This is a genomic window from Pseudomonas sp. Irchel 3A5, assembly GCF_900187575.1.
Taxonomy (GTDB): domain Bacteria; phylum Pseudomonadota; class Gammaproteobacteria; order Pseudomonadales; family Pseudomonadaceae; genus Aquipseudomonas; species Aquipseudomonas folii.
In genome coordinates this window covers 1-16,100 of sequence record NZ_FYDU01000005.1, presented here as the reverse complement: position 1 = coordinate 16,100, position 16,100 = coordinate 1, and the positions used below count along the sequence as shown (strand labels likewise).

Annotated in this window: 17 protein-coding genes and 1 pseudogene; 11 read left to right on the top strand and 7 right to left on the bottom strand. The window is 56.0% G+C overall.

Annotation, left to right across the window (positions count from 1 at the left end; genetic code table 11):
- Positions 1–90: 90 nt before the first annotated feature.
- Positions 91–882 carry a substrate-binding domain-containing protein gene (locus CKW31_RS09090; RefSeq protein ID WP_095094039.1) on the top strand — a complete coding sequence of 264 codons (792 nt, stop codon included), beginning with the start codon at positions 91–93 and terminating at the stop codon, positions 880–882.
- Positions 883–948: 66 nt separating this feature from the next.
- On the opposite strand, the gene CKW31_RS09085 is transcribed toward CKW31_RS09090, so the two are convergent.
- The 3 genes from CKW31_RS09085 to CKW31_RS09075 all read right to left on the bottom strand — a co-directional run bounded on the left by CKW31_RS09085 (position 949) and on the right by CKW31_RS09075 (position 5,113).
- Positions 949–2,217, bottom strand: coding sequence for an OprD family porin (locus CKW31_RS09085; RefSeq protein ID WP_095094038.1), 1,269 nt, complete (start codon positions 2,215–2,217; stop codon positions 949–951).
- 383 nt (positions 2,218–2,600) lie between these two features.
- Entirely contained in the window at positions 2,601–3,905 is a 1,305-nt protein-coding gene (locus CKW31_RS09080) for a CitMHS family transporter (RefSeq protein WP_087264727.1), read from the bottom strand.
- A gap of 122 nt (positions 3,906–4,027) precedes the next feature.
- Positions 4,028–5,113 carry a 4-oxalomesaconate tautomerase gene (locus tag CKW31_RS09075; RefSeq protein ID WP_095094037.1) on the bottom strand — a complete coding sequence of 362 codons (1,086 nt, stop codon included), beginning with the start codon at positions 5,111–5,113 and terminating at the stop codon, positions 4,028–4,030.
- Positions 5,114–5,281: 168 nt separating this feature from the next.
- Between CKW31_RS09075 and CKW31_RS09070 the strand changes: the two genes are divergently transcribed.
- Positions 5,282–6,172, top strand: a complete 891-nt coding sequence (locus tag CKW31_RS09070) for a LysR family transcriptional regulator (protein WP_095094036.1) — start codon at positions 5,282–5,284, stop codon at positions 6,170–6,172.
- A 226-nt stretch (positions 6,173–6,398) separates the two neighbouring features.
- On the opposite strand, the gene CKW31_RS09065 is transcribed toward CKW31_RS09070, so the two are convergent.
- Positions 6,399–7,238, bottom strand: a complete 840-nt coding sequence (locus CKW31_RS09065; RefSeq protein ID WP_095094035.1) for a suppressor of fused domain protein — start codon at positions 7,236–7,238, stop codon at positions 6,399–6,401.
- 643 nt (positions 7,239–7,881) lie between these two features.
- Between CKW31_RS09065 and CKW31_RS09060 the strand changes: the two genes are divergently transcribed.
- From CKW31_RS09060 to CKW31_RS09045, 3 genes are all read left to right on the top strand, one after another.
- Positions 7,882–8,703 (top strand): alpha/beta fold hydrolase, encoded by an 822-nt coding sequence (locus CKW31_RS09060; protein WP_176469842.1) that lies wholly within the window; start codon positions 7,882–7,884, stop codon positions 8,701–8,703.
- A 758-nt stretch (positions 8,704–9,461) separates the two neighbouring features.
- Positions 9,462–9,644, top strand: coding sequence for a type II toxin-antitoxin system HicA family toxin (locus tag CKW31_RS09050; RefSeq protein WP_095094432.1), 183 nt, complete (start codon positions 9,462–9,464; stop codon positions 9,642–9,644).
- A 22-nt stretch (positions 9,645–9,666) separates the two neighbouring features.
- Positions 9,667–10,074 (top strand): type II toxin-antitoxin system HicB family antitoxin, encoded by a 408-nt coding sequence (locus tag CKW31_RS09045; protein ID WP_095094033.1) that lies wholly within the window; start codon positions 9,667–9,669, stop codon positions 10,072–10,074.
- Positions 10,075–10,108: 34 nt separating this feature from the next.
- Here the strand turns inward: CKW31_RS09045 and CKW31_RS29810 are convergent, their stop codons facing one another.
- From CKW31_RS29810 to CKW31_RS09035, 3 genes are all read right to left on the bottom strand, one after another.
- Positions 10,109–10,258, bottom strand: coding sequence for a hypothetical protein (locus CKW31_RS29810; protein ID WP_176469841.1), 150 nt, complete (start codon positions 10,256–10,258; stop codon positions 10,109–10,111).
- Positions 10,251–10,610 carry a putative holin gene (locus CKW31_RS09040; protein WP_095094032.1) on the bottom strand — a complete coding sequence of 120 codons (360 nt, stop codon included), beginning with the start codon at positions 10,608–10,610 and terminating at the stop codon, positions 10,251–10,253. Before CKW31_RS09040 ends, CKW31_RS29810 begins: the two co-directional genes overlap by 8 nt.
- Positions 10,611–11,153: 543 nt before the next feature.
- On the bottom strand, positions 11,154–11,567 hold the full coding sequence (locus tag CKW31_RS09035; protein ID WP_095094031.1) for a hypothetical protein: 414 nt from the start codon (positions 11,565–11,567) through the stop codon (positions 11,154–11,156).
- A gap of 198 nt (positions 11,568–11,765) precedes the next feature.
- On the opposite strand from CKW31_RS09035, the gene CKW31_RS09030 reads away from it, so the two are divergent.
- From CKW31_RS09030 to CKW31_RS09005, 6 genes and pseudogenes are all read left to right on the top strand, one after another.
- Positions 11,766–12,482: a LexA family transcriptional regulator gene (locus CKW31_RS09030; protein WP_095094030.1), complete on the top strand. Its 717-nt coding sequence runs from the start codon at positions 11,766–11,768 to the stop codon at positions 12,480–12,482.
- A 146-nt stretch (positions 12,483–12,628) separates the two neighbouring features.
- A complete protein-coding gene (locus CKW31_RS09025; RefSeq protein WP_095094029.1) occupies positions 12,629–12,880 on the top strand; it encodes a DUF1654 domain-containing protein in 252 nt (83 codons plus the stop codon).
- Between the two features lie 289 nt (positions 12,881–13,169).
- Complete coding sequence (locus CKW31_RS09015) at positions 13,170–13,412, top strand: pyocin activator PrtN family protein (protein WP_095094027.1); 243 nt, start codon at positions 13,170–13,172, stop codon at positions 13,410–13,412.
- A 270-nt stretch (positions 13,413–13,682) separates the two neighbouring features.
- Positions 13,683–14,411 (top strand): annotated as a pseudogene (locus CKW31_RS30310) (MCP four helix bundle domain-containing protein); the annotation flags it as partial.
- 39 nt (positions 14,412–14,450) lie between these two features.
- Complete coding sequence (locus CKW31_RS30305; protein WP_371856720.1) at positions 14,451–15,314, top strand: methyl-accepting chemotaxis protein; 864 nt, start codon at positions 14,451–14,453, stop codon at positions 15,312–15,314.
- Between the two features lie 428 nt (positions 15,315–15,742).
- Positions 15,743–16,039, top strand: a complete 297-nt coding sequence (locus tag CKW31_RS09005; RefSeq protein ID WP_095094025.1) for a transposase — start codon at positions 15,743–15,745, stop codon at positions 16,037–16,039.
- The last annotated feature ends 61 nt before the right edge of the window (positions 16,040–16,100 follow it).

The window sequence follows — 16,100 nt, the reverse complement described above, 5'->3', positions numbered from 1 at the left end:
GGGTAAACTAAATATTTATTAACGCAGGGTAACTTTTTAAGGGCGCGAGCGCCGTTTAGTGTCACGTTTTTCTTCAACGAGTCCCCTGCCATGCCACGCTTGCTCACCCCCCTCGCCTTTTCATGCGCATTGCTTACAGCCCTCGCGGCCCATGCAGCGCCGGTGCCCGCACCGACCACGCTGACTGTTCTGAGCTCCGGCGGCATCATGGGTGCCGTTCAGGGAATCGCGCCGGACTACGAGAAAGCCACGGGCGTGAAGCTGAACATTGAAGCGTCGCCGTCCATGGGGAAGACACCTCAAGCCATCCCTAACCGGCTGGATCGAAAAGAGCCGGCTGACGTGGTGCTGATGGTCGGTTCTGCGCTGGACAAACTCGTCGCGCAGGACCAGGTCGATAAAGCCAGCCGCGTAGACCTGGGCAAATCGTACATCGCCATGGCCGTACGCAAGGGCGAGGCCAAGCCGGATATTTCCACCATGGACGCGTTTCGCAAGGCGCTGCTCGACAGCAAGTCCATCGCCTACTCTGATAGCGCCAGCGGTGTTTACCTCTCGCGCATCCTGTTCCCGAAAATGACCCTTGGCGCTGACTTCACCGCCAAGGCACGAATGATTCCTGCCGAACCAGTCGGTGCAGTTGTGGCCCGCAAGGAAGCGCAATTAGGCTTTCAGCAGCTCAGCGAACTCAAGCCCGTTGAAGGCATCGACATTGTTGGCCTGATCCCGGACCAGGCGCAGCAGATGACGCTTTATTCGGGTGCAGTTACCCGTTCGACTGAACATGCAAAAGAGGCTCAGGCACTGCTGAAATACATGGCCTCCAAGGAAGGCGCAAAAGCCATTGAAGACAGCGGTTTGAAGCCGGTGACAACCCGATAAACCGTAAAGCTGTAGGAGCGCCACCCCGGTCGCTCCTATAGAAAAACACTTCAATTAGAGGTTTGGTCACCAAAGCGCTATGTCATAGGTGATGTAGATCCGGTTGCTGTCACGGCCGCGGGCGAAGTCCGAGCGGTACACGTAGTTACGCAGTTTCACGCCAAGCCCTTTTAAAGTCCCGCCTTGCAGCACATACGCCAGCTCTGCATCGCGTTCCCACTCTTTCAATTGGGCTGCACCCGCTTTGCCGTTGTCGCCACTCAGGTAGCGTGTCGAGAATGTAAGGCCTGGTAGCCCAACGCGAGCAAAGTCGTAGCCGTAGCTGAGCATCCAGGTCTTTTCATCCTCCTCGATGAACTTGCCGATCCCGACGTTGCTGAACGAGTACACGGTAGCGCCGCTGATATAGGGCAGGCCCGCATCGCCGCTCAAGGTCTGATAACCGCCGCCAAAACTGTGGCCGGCCAGTGCATAGGTCAATTGCCCGCTGAGCATGTCGTTATCGATTTTGCCGCCGCGTCCCGTCCCGGCATCGACGCTGTTGAAATAGCGCAGGTCGCTGGTCAGCACGCCTGATCCCAAAGGCAAATCATGCTGGATCGATGCAAATTGCTGCCGGTAGAAGTTTTCCAGTTCGCCGTAGAAGTAGCTGAGTTTGACGTTTTTTCCGAGTTTGTAATCACCGCCCGCGTACGAGAAGTCCGAACCTCGACCCGTGAAGCCGTCGGGGACGATTGAACGGCTGTCCGACGAATCGCGCAGTTTGAATTGATCCAGATGACCGCCCGTAAGCGTCAGGTTATCGATGTCAGTGCTGGTGAATTGAGTGCCCTGATACGTCTGAGGCAACAGGCGCGCATCGTTGTAAATCAGCACCGGCGTCTTGGGCAACAGCGTGCCGTACTTCAGCGTGGTCTTGGCCAGACGCACCTTGGCCGCAGCGCCGAGGCTGGCGAACTCATCGGCCGCACGACCGTCGTCATGCACGGGCAGCAAGCCGGTGCCGCTGCGGCCCTTGCCCGAATCGAGCTTGACGCCCAACAAGCCCAGCGCGTCGATGCCAAACCCTAACGTCCCTTGAGTAAAACCGGACTGGTAGTCGAGCAGGAAACCCTGCGCCCACTCGGTGCGTTCACCTTTGGCGGTCCTGGCCGCGCGAGCACTCAGGCCGTTTTCATCGCGGAAGTTCTCGTTGAAATAAACGTTGCGCAGTTGCAGCTTCAGCTTGCTGTCTTCGATAAAACCAGCGGCTTCCAAACCCGCCCACGGCAGCAGGGTCAACAGCGGCGCGCCTTTCATGACGGCGATGGCTCCACGCTTGAAAAACATAGTCATGCTCAATACTCATTGTTGTTATTGGAGATGCAGAGATCCGCACGCCCTCTTCGGGGCGTGTGGTTGGTTCAGTCATAAGTGGCTGCAAACAGAGTTGTTGTAGGAGCTGCCGAAGACTGCGAAAGCGGTGTGTCAGAATGACCGCTTTCGCAGCCTTCGCCAGCGCTCATCAAACTCCATATAACTCACTGAATAAATGCGGCTTTTTGTGGGAGCGGTGCTTGCCCGCGCTAAGAACACCGCGATTTATCCTTCAGACCGCCTCGCTCTTATCGCGGGCAAGCACCGCTCCCACATTGAACTGCGTTTGCTTTGCGACAGCGCTGTGTCAGGGACACAAGATGGCATCTCCTGCAGAAATGCATTTCAGTTCAGTTTTTAAATCAAACAAATAACGTCAGCGCACCGGTCAGCAGCGCCAGGGCTGTGACCACCAACGATGTCAGCACCGCCCATTTGACGGCGGCTTTCTGGAAGTCGCCGATGTCGCGGTCGATCATGCCCATCAGCAGCAGAGTCGAAGCCACCAGCGGGCTCATCAGGTGCACCGGCTGCCCCAGAATCGATGCCCTGGCAATCTCCAGCGGGCTGATGCCATACGCCGCTGCGGCATTGGCAAGGATCGGCACCACGCCGAAGTAGTAAGCATCGTTGGACAGGACAAAGGTCAGTGGCATGCTGGTCAGTGCCACCACCAGCGGGAACAGATGGCCCCACTCCGGCGGAATCCAGGCCACCAGAGTTTGCGCCAGCGCGTCCACCATTTTGGTGCCCGAGAAGATCCCGGCAAACACACCGGCAGCGAATACCAACAGGACCACGGTCATGGCATTACCGGAGTGGGCCAGGATGCGTTCTTTCTGAATATCCAGTTGCGGGTAGTTGATCATCAGCGCCAGCACAAAGCCGATCAGGAACAGGACAGCCGAGTGCATCAGGCCCATGACCAGCGCGATCATCACAACAACAACCAGCGCCAGATTGACGTACGCCAGTTTTGGACGCTTGTGCGGGGTATCGCCCAGAATCGCTTCGATATAGCAGTTACCGCCGCCGCTTTGCAGGTTCACATTACCGATGCGTTTACGCTCGGCGCGCCCCAGCAGAAAGGCTGTAAACACCACCCAGGCAGCGCCGCCGATCATGGTCGGCAGCAACGGAATGAAGTACTCCCCGGCATCCAGCCCCAGCGCAGCAATGGCGCGTGTTGCCGGGCCGCCCCACGGCGTCATGCCACTCATGATGCTCAACGAAAGCATCGACACGATGCCAAGGATCATCGGGTTCATGCCAATACGTTTGTACAGCGGCAGCATTGCAGCGCAGGTGATCATGTAAGTGGTGGTGCCGTCGCCATCAAGCGCGACGGTCAGCGACAACAACGCGGTGCCCACCGCGATTTTCATCGGGTCGCCATTCACGCGCTTGAGAATCTTGCGGATCAACGGATCGAACAATCCGGAATCGATCATCAAGCCAAAAAACAGGATCGCAAACAGCAACAACGCTGCAGACGGCGCGACCATTTTCAGGCCATCGAGCATCATCTTGCCGGTGGTGCCACCAAAGCCGCCAATGACAGCAAACACTATCGGAACGATCGTCAACGCCACGATGGGAGACAAACGTTTGGACATGATCAGGTAGGTGAAGACCACGACCATGGCGAGGCCAAGGAAGGCAAGCATATGGATATTCTCTTGTTGTTATTTTCTGGCCAAGCGAATGCAGCCGGGCTTGCCGAGAACCGTGTGGACGATACCCGATCTACTCGAACAGCGATCGATTGGAGTGGGTGTTACTACAAAATTTAACTGGCCAACTGTTGCGCGGCAGGCGCATAAACCTCACCGGAAAACAGGCGACGTGCGGTGCGCACCACTGAGGCGCGAATCGTTTGCCCGTTTTCCCCCACGTAAGCCAGGGCGACCTGGATAGAGCCACTGGGGTGCTCTATCCGGACCTGCTGCAAGCGCGGTGACTCGCTGCCAATTCCGAGCAACTTCGCCACGACGGTGCCGTCGCTGACGCAGGCAGTGGCCAGCCCGATAGAGCCGGTAATTGCCAACGCCTTATGACAATTGTGAGGCATGAAGTAGCGAACCTTGAGAGTGCCACCTGTATCCGGCCGCGAGACCAATACGGGTTTGGGAATCACTTTTTCGCTGACATCGCCCAACCCCATCGCCATACCCGCGCGTAAACGCAGGGCCTCAAGCTTGCGCAGGAACTCGCTGTCAGCGTCCAGCTCCGCAGGCGTTTCGTCACCACGCTTGCCCAACAGCGAGGCTTCGATGATGACCATCGGCATCGCCATGTCGATGCAGGTCACCGGCACCCCATCAAGGATGTCAGTCTGCTGGCCTGTCGGAAACAGCTTGCCGGTCTTGCTGCCCGCCGCATCAAGAAACGTCAGTTGTACGGGAGCTGCCGAACCGGGCACGCCATCGATACGGGTCTGGCCTTCGTAGCTCACCTCACCGCCAGGCGTGTTGACGTCAGCGCAGACGAACGTGCCGGTATTGAGGTTCCGTATCCGCACCTGTGTCACGTCACCGCTCGCCTTGACCAACCCCTGCTCTACTGCAAACGGGCCAACGGCGCAGAGCATGTTGCCGCAGTTGGGCGCGGTATCGACACGGCGCTGGGACACCATCACTTGCACGAACAGGTAATCCACGTCGGCGTCTTGGTGGGTCGAAGGGCTGACGATCGCGACCTTGCTGGTTTGCGGACTGCCGCCGCCGATGCCGTCGATTTCCAGTTCATGACCGGAACCCATCAGCGCCAACAGAAGTTCATCACGCTCAGCAGTCGAAGCAGGTAAATCACTGGCAAGAAAGACCGGCCCCTTGGAGGTGCCGCCGCGCATCAGGACGCAGGGAATCGGTTGCATATTTGCAGACTCTTGTTGATCAATGGGGGTCATTGATGTGTTGAAAGCAAGAGTCCCATGGATAATTTTGCTTATCCAATGCAAAGATCGTAGGGATTATTCCACTTTGGTAAATAATAGCCCCTGACATTAAATCGCCCATGATCAACCACCGAGAGGAGAATAAAAGTGGAATATGAGCTGCAAGACATTCGATCTTTCGTGAAAATCGCCGAACTGGGTAGTTTTCACGAAGCTGCCGAAGTGCTGCACATTTCTCAGCCAGCATTGACCCGGCGCATCAAAAAGCTCGAACAGGGACTGGGCACCTCGCTACTGGACCGAACCACACGCAGGGTCAGCCTGACCAGCGTAGGTCGCGATTTTTTCCCCAAGGCGCGACGTCTGCTGGACGATTTCGAAGACTCGATTCTGAATATTCGCGAGCTGGCGGAACGGCAGATTGGTCAAGTGACCCTCGCCTGCATTCCTACCGCGGCGTTCTATTTTTTGCCCTCGGTGATTCGCCTTTACAACGAACGCTATCCCAAGATTCGCATTCGATTACTGGACCTCAGCGCCAATGAAGGACTGGAAGCAGTGCTGCGGGGCGAAGCGGATTTCGGCATAAACATGATGAGCGGCCAGCATCCGGATATCGAGTTCGTGCCACTGGTAAAAGAGCCTTTCGTGCTGGCCTGCCGTCGCGACCATGAACTGGCGAAACGTGAGTCTGTGTCCTGGATCGAACTCAGCGAATACCGCCTTATTGGTGTGGGACGTCTGAGCGGCAACCGGATGATTCTTGACCATGCGTTGGCGGGTTTGAGCTGGCGGCCCAAATGGTTTTATGAGGTGCAGCATTTGTCGACGTCGCTGGGCATGGTCGAAGCAGGTCTGGGCATATCGGCCATGCCCAGTCTGGCGATGCCGGCCGAAGGTCACCCGACCCTGGTGAGCGTGCCGCTGATTGATCCGGTGGTCGACAGGACATTGGGCCTGGTATCGCGGCGCGGGGCCTCGCTGTCTCCGGCCGCGGAAAAATTCGTCGCCATGCTGCTGGAGCAATGGCCGCAGTGATGCCAAAAGGCGCGGTAAGAGTTCCCTAAGCAATAAGAACTCCCCCAGCATCCCTGACACCTCTCTGTCGCTAAGCAAACCCAGATCTGTAGGAGCGCACGAGCACCGCGAGGCCGCGATGGCGTATTGTCTGACACACCGCCATCGCTGCCTCGCGATGCTCGTGAGCTCCAGACAAGCATTACAAATCAGATAGTTGTTACAGGCGCAGCCAGCATCGTCAGTTTCACACCACGCTTTCACGATAAAGACTGCTCTTATGCCCAATACCTGCGGCATTCAACCGGCCCACAAGATCCAGACGCGCTTTACCGCCGCCTGAACGCACGTATTCAAGCTCCGAGGCGGTGATTAAAACCACCGGCACCAAACGAACGGGGGAAAGTGGCATGTCATCCAGACGGGTGTTGAAATCCGGTTCAGGGCCGCCCAGCAGAACACCGACCGCATCGTCTTCGGTCACAAAATGCTCGGGCACCTGATCACCAATGTGATGCGAGAGGCTGACCCCAGGCAACTCCAGCGAGAGCACGCCATATTGGTCCAACTGGTGAGTAACGCCGCCAGCATTGGCTACTGTTGCCGCAACAGTCTGGATCACTTCAAACACCCAACTGCGCTTGAAAGGGTCAACGTCTCCCAATGCGCCGCGTGCCTGTTCGGGAATATCAGAGGTCTCCAGAAACAGCTCCATCTCGAAACCATTGCCCGTCTCTTCAGCATCATCAAACGGATCTGACAGACCCTCCGTGGCCAGAATGATGGCGTCGTCGCGCCGAACGATTCGATAAGCCTGACGGGTTGAAGGCCAATACGGTCCGCCTGTGAAGCTGGGGCTGATGATGTGGGCAATGACATCTTTTTCGACGATGCCGACAGATGCCCAGTGACGATCAAGACACTCCTCGCTCGCTAAACGAGCGGCCTGATTCGCAATGTCGGCTTCGGTCTCAACAGGGTCGTCGAAAGTCTCAGGATCAGTTGGCTCTGCGGATTGCCCGACAGGTTGAACGACCTCCGGCTCTGGTTTTTTCTGTGAACCAAAAAGTTTCTTGAAGAAATTCATGTGCACTCCTTGCTGGATGCGAATCGCTGATTGTCCGGGAACCGATGAGGCCATACCCCTGCGACGCTTGGAACGCTTAAACAGCGGAAGGTTGCGGGATCAACTGCTGTGGAGACTTAAGCAATAAAGCCTGGCGGATGTTCGCTGCGCTAGCACTGCGTTGCAATCCAGCATCTTGCTGGCGCATCGGTGCAGCAGACAACAGCACATACGTTACATCGGTATTTCGCAATACGCGGTCAACTCAACGACTAGAACACTCATGGCAACGGATGCCCCCAGCCCTGTAAAGAAGCTCCGCATGGGGTCGTGGGCCCAATCCGAAACCAGCAGTACACACCATTGAGGCAGCCGCGAATGCGAAATGAGCCGTCGGATTCTTCCAGGCATTCGTAACTGACTCTGTTAATGCTCACGCGTTGAGCTAACGTCTTTAGCTGACTCTCGTGCAATGCCGAGAGCTGGAGGTTATGTGTCTGATACTTACAACACCCAAGTCGATTCCCCAACGAGTTCACGCAGGCAAGTGCTCAAAGTTGGCGCCACAGCGCTGGCCGTAGGCTCACTCTCGGCAATGGCGTTGGGCAGCAATAGCGCCGCTCAAGCGGCAACTTCAGCCCCTACTGGAAAAGGACATAACGACATGACAAGTTTCACGACCAGCGACGGTACTGAAATTTTCTACAAGGACTGGGGCACCGGTCAGCCCATCGTTTTCCACCACGGCTGGCCGCTCAGTTCCGATGACTGGGACGCGCAGATGCTGTTCTTCGTGTCCAAGGGCTATCGCGTGATCGCTCACGACCGTCGTGGTCATGGCCGCTCAACCCAGACCGCTAAAGGCAACGAAATGGACACCTACGCCGCCGACGTATCTGCGCTGGTGACCCACCTGAAACTCAAGGACGCCGTGCACATCGGCCACTCCACAGGCGGCGGTGAAGTCGCTCGCTACGTTGCGCAACACGGTGCTGGCCGCGTGGCCAAAGCGGTATTGATCGGCGCAGTGCCACCGATCATGGTCAAGTCCGAAAAGAATCCGGGCGGTCTGCCGATAGACGTGTTCGACGGCTTCCGCGCAGCATTGGCTGCCAATCGTGCCCAGTTCTACAAGGAAGTGCCGATCCCGTTCTACGGCTACAACCGCGACGGCGCCAAAGTCTCCGAAGGCATCAAAGACAACTGGTGGCGCCAAGGGATGATGGGCGGCGCCAAAGCCCATTACGACTGCATCAAGGCCTTCTCGGAAACCGACTTCACCGAAGACCTGAAAAAAATCACCGTGCCTGTGCTGATCCTGCACGGCGATGACGACCAGATCGTGCCGATTGCCGACTCGGCCGAACTGGCCATCAAGCTGGTGAAAAACGGCACACTGAAAGTCTACAAAGACTATCCGCACGGGATGTGCACGACCCACCCTGAAGTGATCAACGAAGATCTGCTGGCGTTTATCAAAGGCTAATGGGTTTTGAGTTGAACTCAATCCTGCAGGAGCTCACCGAGTTTACGAGGTGAGCCCTACGGGGTGAGATGGCTAGCTGTATGTCAGGTGATACACAGGATGCGGATGTACCCTTCGCGAACAAGTTCGCTCCTACCCCATCCAGCATTCATGCGCTCTCTCTGGCCAGCCTCGGTAGGACCGAATTCATTCGGGAGGGCTTTATGCCAGGTGATACACAGGGTGCGGATGTACCCTTCGCGAACAAGTTCGCTCCTACCCCATCCAGCATTCATGCGCTCTTTCTGGCCAGCCTCGGTAGGACCGAATTCATTCGGGAGGGCTGTATGCCAGGTGATACACAGGGTGCGGATGTACCGCGTCATATAGCAGGGTGTGCAAGAAGGTACCCACATCCCATTGAGTTCAGCGTTTTCCTATAAATCAAAAAACCACGCCTTCATCACTCCCTTGAGCCTTTCGCGCTTCTGGATTTGCATGTTGAGCATCCTTGCCTACCGAATTCAAGCCTGCCCTTTCAGCGCAGCAAGCCTACTCATCGTCTCGATTCCGCTGCCACGGTGAGGCCCTAGAACGCACTCATATTCAGACGCATAAAAACAGCAATGCCCCTCAGCCAAAGCAAAAGATCAGCATTCTTTTCGGGTAAGTTCTTTGCCCATCACCTAATTGGATAAACAGCGATATCAGCATGCCCTCACATGCTCAAAAAAACAGTGTGTATAATACACACCGCGACTAAGCTAAGGGATGAGCCGATGCGCAGTAGAGAGATGATCAAAGCAATCGAGGACGACGGGTGGTATCTGGTCGCTACGAAGGGAAGCCATAGGCAGTACAAGCATGCAACCAAACCCGGCAGGGTTACCGTTAAGCATCCGGATTCAGACATCCCGATCAAAACGATCAATAGCATCCTGAAACAGGCGGGCCTGAAATGACTCGCGAGATAGGTACGAACATATGAAATTCACAGTCGTCCTGCACAAAGATGATGCTTCTGATTACGGTGTGATTGTCCCGGATGTGCCCGGTTGCTTCTCAGCCGGAAGCTCTGTGATCGAAGCACTGGATAATGTCCAGGAGGCTCTTTCACTTCACTTCGAAGGTCTCGTCGAAGATGGCTATCCACTGCCGTCGCCTCAGGCCATCGATGTTCATATCGAAAATCCGGATTACGCAGGCGGGATATGGGCAGTAGTTGAGTTCGACGTGACGCCCTATTTCGGCAAAGCAGTACGATTCAACGCAACCCTCCCGGAAAATTTGTTGATGCGCATTGATGATCGCGTGAAGAACGATCACCGCTATGCATCACGCTCTGGTTTTCTTGCGGCTGCGGCACTTAAGGAATTGCGGTGCGAACACTAGGGACGGACCCGGCATGCAAAGGCAAGAGGATCAATTAACCGGCCCGCCCCAGACAAACCGTCTCAACGTACTCCTGCAATGCATTCAATTGGCGGATGGCGTCATCTCCGTCGACGCCGGTATGGAGAATTCTTTCTGCAACCGCCGGGTCAAGTTGGTTTGCGCTAATCAAAAGCTTATCCATCCTGATTTCCAGACTCTAATCTGCCACGCCGATTGATGGCTGCCAGCGCCACAGTGACCACTAGGACGGATGCCCCGAATGCGGCGGGCCCCGAATGCTTGAAAGGACGAATCCCCCACAGCTCGAAATCCACCAGAGCGGGGGCGAATAAATAACCCATTACGAAGGAAACCATCAGAAAGACTATCCTTTTCCAGACCGGCATTTTTTCTGTGGTGGTATAGAAAACCAATGCACCCGCCAACGCGCCGATGGCGGCAACTGCATCGATGCCGGTCCAAAACCCTGGGAAAACCGCACCGGCCGCACCAGCGACCACGACAGATGCGGCCGTGCTCGCTGGCTCGGCCATGCTCATACTCCATTGCTATTCCAGAGGGGAAAAAGAAAACCCCGCCGAAGCGGGGTGGGTGACTGCATGTAGAAGGCCTGATTAAGTGGCTGAAAAAGCCTGCCTGCCGTTGCTGCCTCAGGCGTAAATCTCAGATCGTGCCGCCTTTGTACCTGCCGCCGGAAAGCATGGGAAGAGGCGATTTTGAGGGGGTTCACATGCGACTTGAACGCGACAGGAATGTGACAACAACACGACAAAGTAGCTCGACGAACGGTTGCCAGGTCATCATTTCAGGAGCTCGGCAAATGGATGACACCGCTGTCGCGAAGTAAACAAAGGATCTGTAGGAGCTGCCGAAGGCTGCGATCGCGGTGTACCGGAAGAAATGCTTCGCAGCCTTCGGCAGCTCCTACAGAAAATGCATTTCAATTCAGTATTAGCTGTTGAGCGCACGAGCAACGCGAGGCCGCCATTGCGTTCTGCCTGACACATCGCCATCGCGGCCTCGCGTTGCTCGTGCGCTCCTACGGGAAGTAAATTTCAACTCAGGGCTTGCATGCGTCACTTGCTGGACGGCATGCCACGCTTGCTCACACTCGCCATCACCATCGACATCACCTGCTCATGCAGGCGCTGCACCCAGTTGCGGTAAGTTCGATCTGCCCCTTCGGCAATCCCTGCGGTGCGCATCTGCTCGCGCACCGGCACCAGTTCACAGTAGCGTTGCGTGGCCAGTCTGGCTAAAGCCGCCTGACCGGGTGTGCGCTGCAACTGCGCCACCGCGCGATCTATCGCGGTGGCAATTTCGTCCAGGCCAGTGCCGCCAGCGAGAACCCGCGAGCCCGGTGTACTGCGCGGTGGTGCCCCACCCCATTCGATCAATGCGCCCAACTGGCTGCCAAGGCCGCCACCCAGACCTCGCTCACGTGTTTGCTCGCCCCAATGCACCATCAGCTTTTCAATTTCCTTGATCACTTTGTTCCCTCTCCATTCAACTCGATGCCCGCCACGGCAGGCAGCGTGAAAAACCCAGGGCGCGACGAGGCAACCTGACCGAAGTCAGGCAAACCGTCGTAAACCAGTGGGATGAACAAAAAGATTAGCAACCGCTAATATTTACATCAATAGCAAAATGTAATTTACTGTCTGCTAACGCAAAGCGATGATTAGGCCATGGATATCTACGAACAACGCCTTATAGCCCTTCGCCATGCGATGGCTGGCCTCACTCAGAAAGACTTTGCCAACCAGTTCGGTCTGGACGCGTCTTACTTGTCGCAACTGTTGAACGGCCATCGAAAGCTGGGCGAGAAGGCAGCTGCCACCCTTGAGGGCAAGATTGATCTGCCCGCAGGCACGCTGGTTACGCCGGAAATCTCAGACGCCAATGAACTGCTGGATGGAGCTGCACCGAAAACAGCGCCTCCCGTCGATACCAAAAAAGTCATGGAATCCTTGGGGTTCATTACCATCCCGCACCTCAATGTCGCCGCGTCAATGGGCTACGGTCTGGTTCCGGAAAACCAGGTCGAAGTCATCCGAGAGATGACAGTCCACCTGGACTGGCTGAAAACCCAAGGCGTGCCGTACTCCAGCCTCGAAAACCTGGCAATCATCACCGGTGATGGCGACAGCATGGAAGGCACCTTTCGCGATGGAGACTCGTTGCTGGTAGACCGGGGAATTACCGAAGTCCGCACCGATGCGGTTTATGTATTTACCCTTGATGGTGATCTATTCATCAAGCGTCTGCAGCGACTGACCGGTGGGGCGCTGCGGATGATCTCGGACAACCCTGTTTACCCCCCCATCATGATCGACGGCGCTGATCTGGAAAAAATCCATATTCAGGCGCGGGTATTACTCGTGTGGAATGCCAGGAAGCTTTGAGCCTCTGACAACGTCAATGAATCCGCCCGCCTCTGCGGGCTTTTTAACGCCCCAACCGAAAAAGAGTACACGCGTACTCTTTTTTTCTTGCCGTTTAGCCCTTCGATACTTACTGTATGTATATACATAATGCCAAGGAGGATCACATGTCCAACACGCAACCCAAAGCCCTCGTTCCCCCTACATCGCTTGAATTGCTTGGCGCACGCCTTCAGAAGATCATCACCTCTCCCGCCGCTCGTAAGGAGCACGCCGCGCTGGTTTACAAGGCACCGGATGAGTCCCAGCAAGACTGGGATCAGATCATCGATGCCATCACCGAGACCGACGGTGTGTATGCAAACGTTCAGGACGATGGGTCAGTGCGCGTGTTCTGGGATGTCCCGGCTCAAGACTGAGCGACCATTTACAGGAAAGGAAATATTTAGCAAACGCTATTGTATAAATATTTAGCTATTGCTAATTTAATCTCGTACCCATTCATTACCGAGTACGAGTCATGAAAAATCCAAAGCAACATCCTCGCTGCCAGGTGTACTTGCATCCGGCAGCGGCTGCGAGTCCTGATGCGATTCGGGCTATCCAGCAGCAAGTTGGTCTGCTCCTGATCATCACACCGCGAAAACGACGTGAGCAGTGCAAACCAGCCAGTGCAACTGAGTTCAACCCATGGGGAGGTGACGCGGCATGAGCCAGACGCTCAATCAACTGAGGTCCCAATTCGCCACGCCGTGCCCTACCCTGAGTGCCGTTCGAGAGCGATATTTCTCTCACATATCCAGTGATCGCTATCTGATGCGCAAGATCAGCAGTGGCGCAATTGCCCTCAAAGTCACTCGTCTGGGCGGCTCCAGTAAAGGACAGCCCGTGGTGTACCTTCACAATCTTGCGGACTATCTGGATGCTCAAGATCAACTACAGGCTGCATGACCCTTGCGAGTGCCGCTGTCCGGGAGCGGCACTGATTTCATTCCTGCAAAGCAAAGACTGGACACCCACATCTGCGTTTCCAGCAAAAGTCATGCAGGCGATAAGCTATCACGACATGTCTAAATCAATGCTCTTAACCAATGCCTCTGATATTTAAGACTTTTTTCCGCTTATTACTGGATATTTCAAAATAATCAACTAAGAGGACTCAAGCTGAAACGTTAAACGTCGATAGGTTACTAACGTTTCCTCTCTCGACAGGCTATTCGCATGAATCTGAGAAATCTCAACATCGCCCCCCGATCGCTGCTCTGCTTTGGCTTTTTTGCCTTACTGATCACCGCTCTGGGCCTGTTCTCATTACAGCAGTCAGTTGGCCTGAAAGAATCACGAGAGGCATTGCAGGACAACGTGTTGCCGACCATCCAGGCCATTGAGCAGATCAAGACAGATCTGGTGACCATCCGTCTGGGCAATACCGGCCTGCGCGCGGCATCAGACGCGGATGGAGCAAAGCGACAGCTTGATCGCATCAGCCAGGCGCGTGCCGGCCTGGAAACAGACGTGCGCAAGTTGAAACCTTTGTTGATCACAGAAGCCGGCCAGAAAGCGTTCAGCAGTATGGAACGCAACCTGATGGCGTACCTTGCCGTGCATACGCGCTTTCTGGACGCGGTCGCCCAGAAGCGTGAAGACCTTATCAACGCAATGACCAACGCCACGGGCGAGATGACTCAAGCGGCCGAACAGTTGAGCAAGGACATCACCGAGGTTTCGCGCCTGGCCAATCTCAAGATGGCGGAGTCCGATGCCATTGCCGACCAGACGTATTCCCAATCGCGCAACGTCACCATCATTGCCATTATCGTAGCGCTGATTGCGACACTGGCCCTGGCCGCACTGTTCACCCGCAGCCTGGTTGCGCCCATTGCCAAGGCCTTGGCTGTCGCTCAGCAGATTGCCTCCAACGACCTCAGCAAGCCAATCGATGTGGACGGCAAGGATGAACCGGGCCGATTGCTGCAAGCGCTGTCGGTCATGCAACAAAATCTGCGTCGCACACTGGGTGAACTGAGCGATTCGTCATCGCAACTGGCATCGACTTCAGAAGAAATGACCGCCGTCACCGAAGATTCATTGCGCGGTGTGCAGCGTCAGAACGATGAAATCAACCAGGCGGCTACGGCCATCAACCAGATGAGCGCGGCCGTTGAAGAAGTGGCCCGCAATGCATCGCTGGCCTCGACCGCAGCACGTGATTCGAGTCAGTCGGCAGAAAATGGCAGCAAGCGTGTTGGCGAAACCGTGAGCGTGATCAATGAACTGCATCAGGCAGTCGGCGTCACCGCAGTGGAAATCGACGGGCTGGCCGTTCAAGTGCAAGGCATCAGCGGCGTGCTGGATGTGATTCGTGGAATCGCCGACCAGACCAACCTGCTTGCCCTCAACGCGGCTATCGAAGCCGCACGAGCAGGCGAAGCCGGTCGTGGTTTTGCGGTGGTGGCAGACGAAGTACGGGCGCTGGCCCATCGTACTCAGCAGTCCACTGCCGAAATCGAAAAAATGATCGCCTCGATTCAGGACGGTGCCGGTAAAGCGGTCAGCGCCATGGGCCACAGCAGCGAGCGCGCCCGCGCCAGCCTTGATGTCGCCGAAGCAGCTGGCCTGGCGCTGAAGGAAATTACTGCCGCCATTGTGCAGATCAACGAACGCAACATGAGCATTGCCTCGGCCACCGAAGAGCAAGCGCAAGTCGCCCGCGAAGTTGACCGTAACCTGACCAGCATCCGCGACCTGTCCCTGCAGACCTCGGCAGGTGCCAACCAGACCTCGGCAGCCAGCAGCGAGCTGTCGCAGTTGGCAGTGGGCCTGAATCAGTTGGCGTTGCGCTTCAAGATGTGAGGGTGATTGAGCTGTCGCCGTTTTTTCGACACGGCGCAGTTATGCAACAAATGCCTGAGCCTGCGCCGTGCAGGGTAGGAGCGAACTTGTTCGCGAGGTGGCGTGCCTGAAGAACCGCGTCAAACCCTCTCGCCAACAAGTTGCCTCCTACCTTCGAACGCGGCAAGGCTGAACCTGTGCGGTGCAAGGGTAGGAGCGAACTTGTTCGCGAGGGCGGCGTGTCTGGAAAACCGCATTAGCCCCTCTCGCCAACAAGTTGCATCCTACCTTCGAACGCGGCAAGTCTGAACCTCCGCGGCCGGGGTAGGAGCGAACTTGTTCGCGAGGGCGGCATGTCTGGAGAAACGTGTTAGCCCCTCTCGCCAACAAGTTGTTGTGGCTCAATATTTATGGACCATGATGTAGGAGTATCAACCTAAGGAAGCATCATGGGATTTCGAGTCGTTACAGCCGAAGAAAAAGCCGAGGCTATTCGCCTGGTCGTTGAGTTGAACTACTCAGTGCCTAAGGCGTGTGAGCAGACTGGCGTAGGGCCTACCGCGTTGCGGCGCTGGGTTTCACGGTGGCGCAAGGAGCAGGTAGGAGCCGCGCAAACTACTCGGCCTCAGGATCAAGATCTCATCGACTCGCTGCAGGCCAGGTTGGCAATGCTGGAAGCAGAGAACGATGTTTTAAAAAAGCAGTTGCCCTCTCATCTAAAGGTGCTGTTTGGCCGAAGAAAATGATTGAGGGCGCGACAAAGAAGCTGTCGGTTCGACGCTTGTGCTGTGCACTGGGCATACCTCG

Bases quoted from the DNA above. Each gene is read 5' to 3' on its own strand.
- CKW31_RS09005 (WP_095094025.1), top strand. From the start codon at position 15,743: ATGGGATTTCGAGTCGTTACAGCCGAAGAAAAAGCCGAGGCTATTCGC.
- CKW31_RS09085 (WP_095094038.1), bottom strand. From the start codon at position 2,217: ATGACTATGTTTTTCAAGCGTGGAGCCATCGCCGTCATGAAAGGCGCG.
- CKW31_RS09030 (WP_095094030.1), top strand. From the start codon at position 11,766: ATGGATATCTACGAACAACGCCTTATAGCCCTTCGCCATGCGATGGCT.
- CKW31_RS29810 (WP_176469841.1), bottom strand. From the start codon at position 10,258: ATGGATAAGCTTTTGATTAGCGCAAACCAACTTGACCCGGCGGTTGCA.
- CKW31_RS09065 (WP_095094035.1), bottom strand. From the start codon at position 7,238: ATGAATTTCTTCAAGAAACTTTTTGGTTCACAGAAAAAACCAGAGCCG.
- CKW31_RS09075 (WP_095094037.1), bottom strand. From the start codon at position 5,113: ATGCAACCGATTCCCTGCGTCCTGATGCGCGGCGGCACCTCCAAGGGG.
- CKW31_RS09045 (WP_095094033.1), top strand. From the start codon at position 9,667: ATGAAATTCACAGTCGTCCTGCACAAAGATGATGCTTCTGATTACGGT.
- CKW31_RS09090 (WP_095094039.1), top strand. From the start codon at position 91: ATGCCACGCTTGCTCACCCCCCTCGCCTTTTCATGCGCATTGCTTACA.
- CKW31_RS09060 (WP_176469842.1), top strand. From the start codon at position 7,882: ATGACAAGTTTCACGACCAGCGACGGTACTGAAATTTTCTACAAGGAC.
- CKW31_RS09025 (WP_095094029.1), top strand. From the start codon at position 12,629: ATGTCCAACACGCAACCCAAAGCCCTCGTTCCCCCTACATCGCTTGAA.
- CKW31_RS09050 (WP_095094432.1), top strand. From the start codon at position 9,462: ATGCGCAGTAGAGAGATGATCAAAGCAATCGAGGACGACGGGTGGTAT.
- CKW31_RS30305 (WP_371856720.1), top strand. From the start codon at position 14,451: ATGCAACAAAATCTGCGTCGCACACTGGGTGAACTGAGCGATTCGTCA.
- CKW31_RS09080 (WP_087264727.1), bottom strand. From the start codon at position 3,905: ATGCTTGCCTTCCTTGGCCTCGCCATGGTCGTGGTCTTCACCTACCTG.
- CKW31_RS09040 (WP_095094032.1), bottom strand. From the start codon at position 10,610: ATGGCCGAGCCAGCGAGCACGGCCGCATCTGTCGTGGTCGCTGGTGCG.
- CKW31_RS09015 (WP_095094027.1), top strand. From the start codon at position 13,170: ATGAGCCAGACGCTCAATCAACTGAGGTCCCAATTCGCCACGCCGTGC.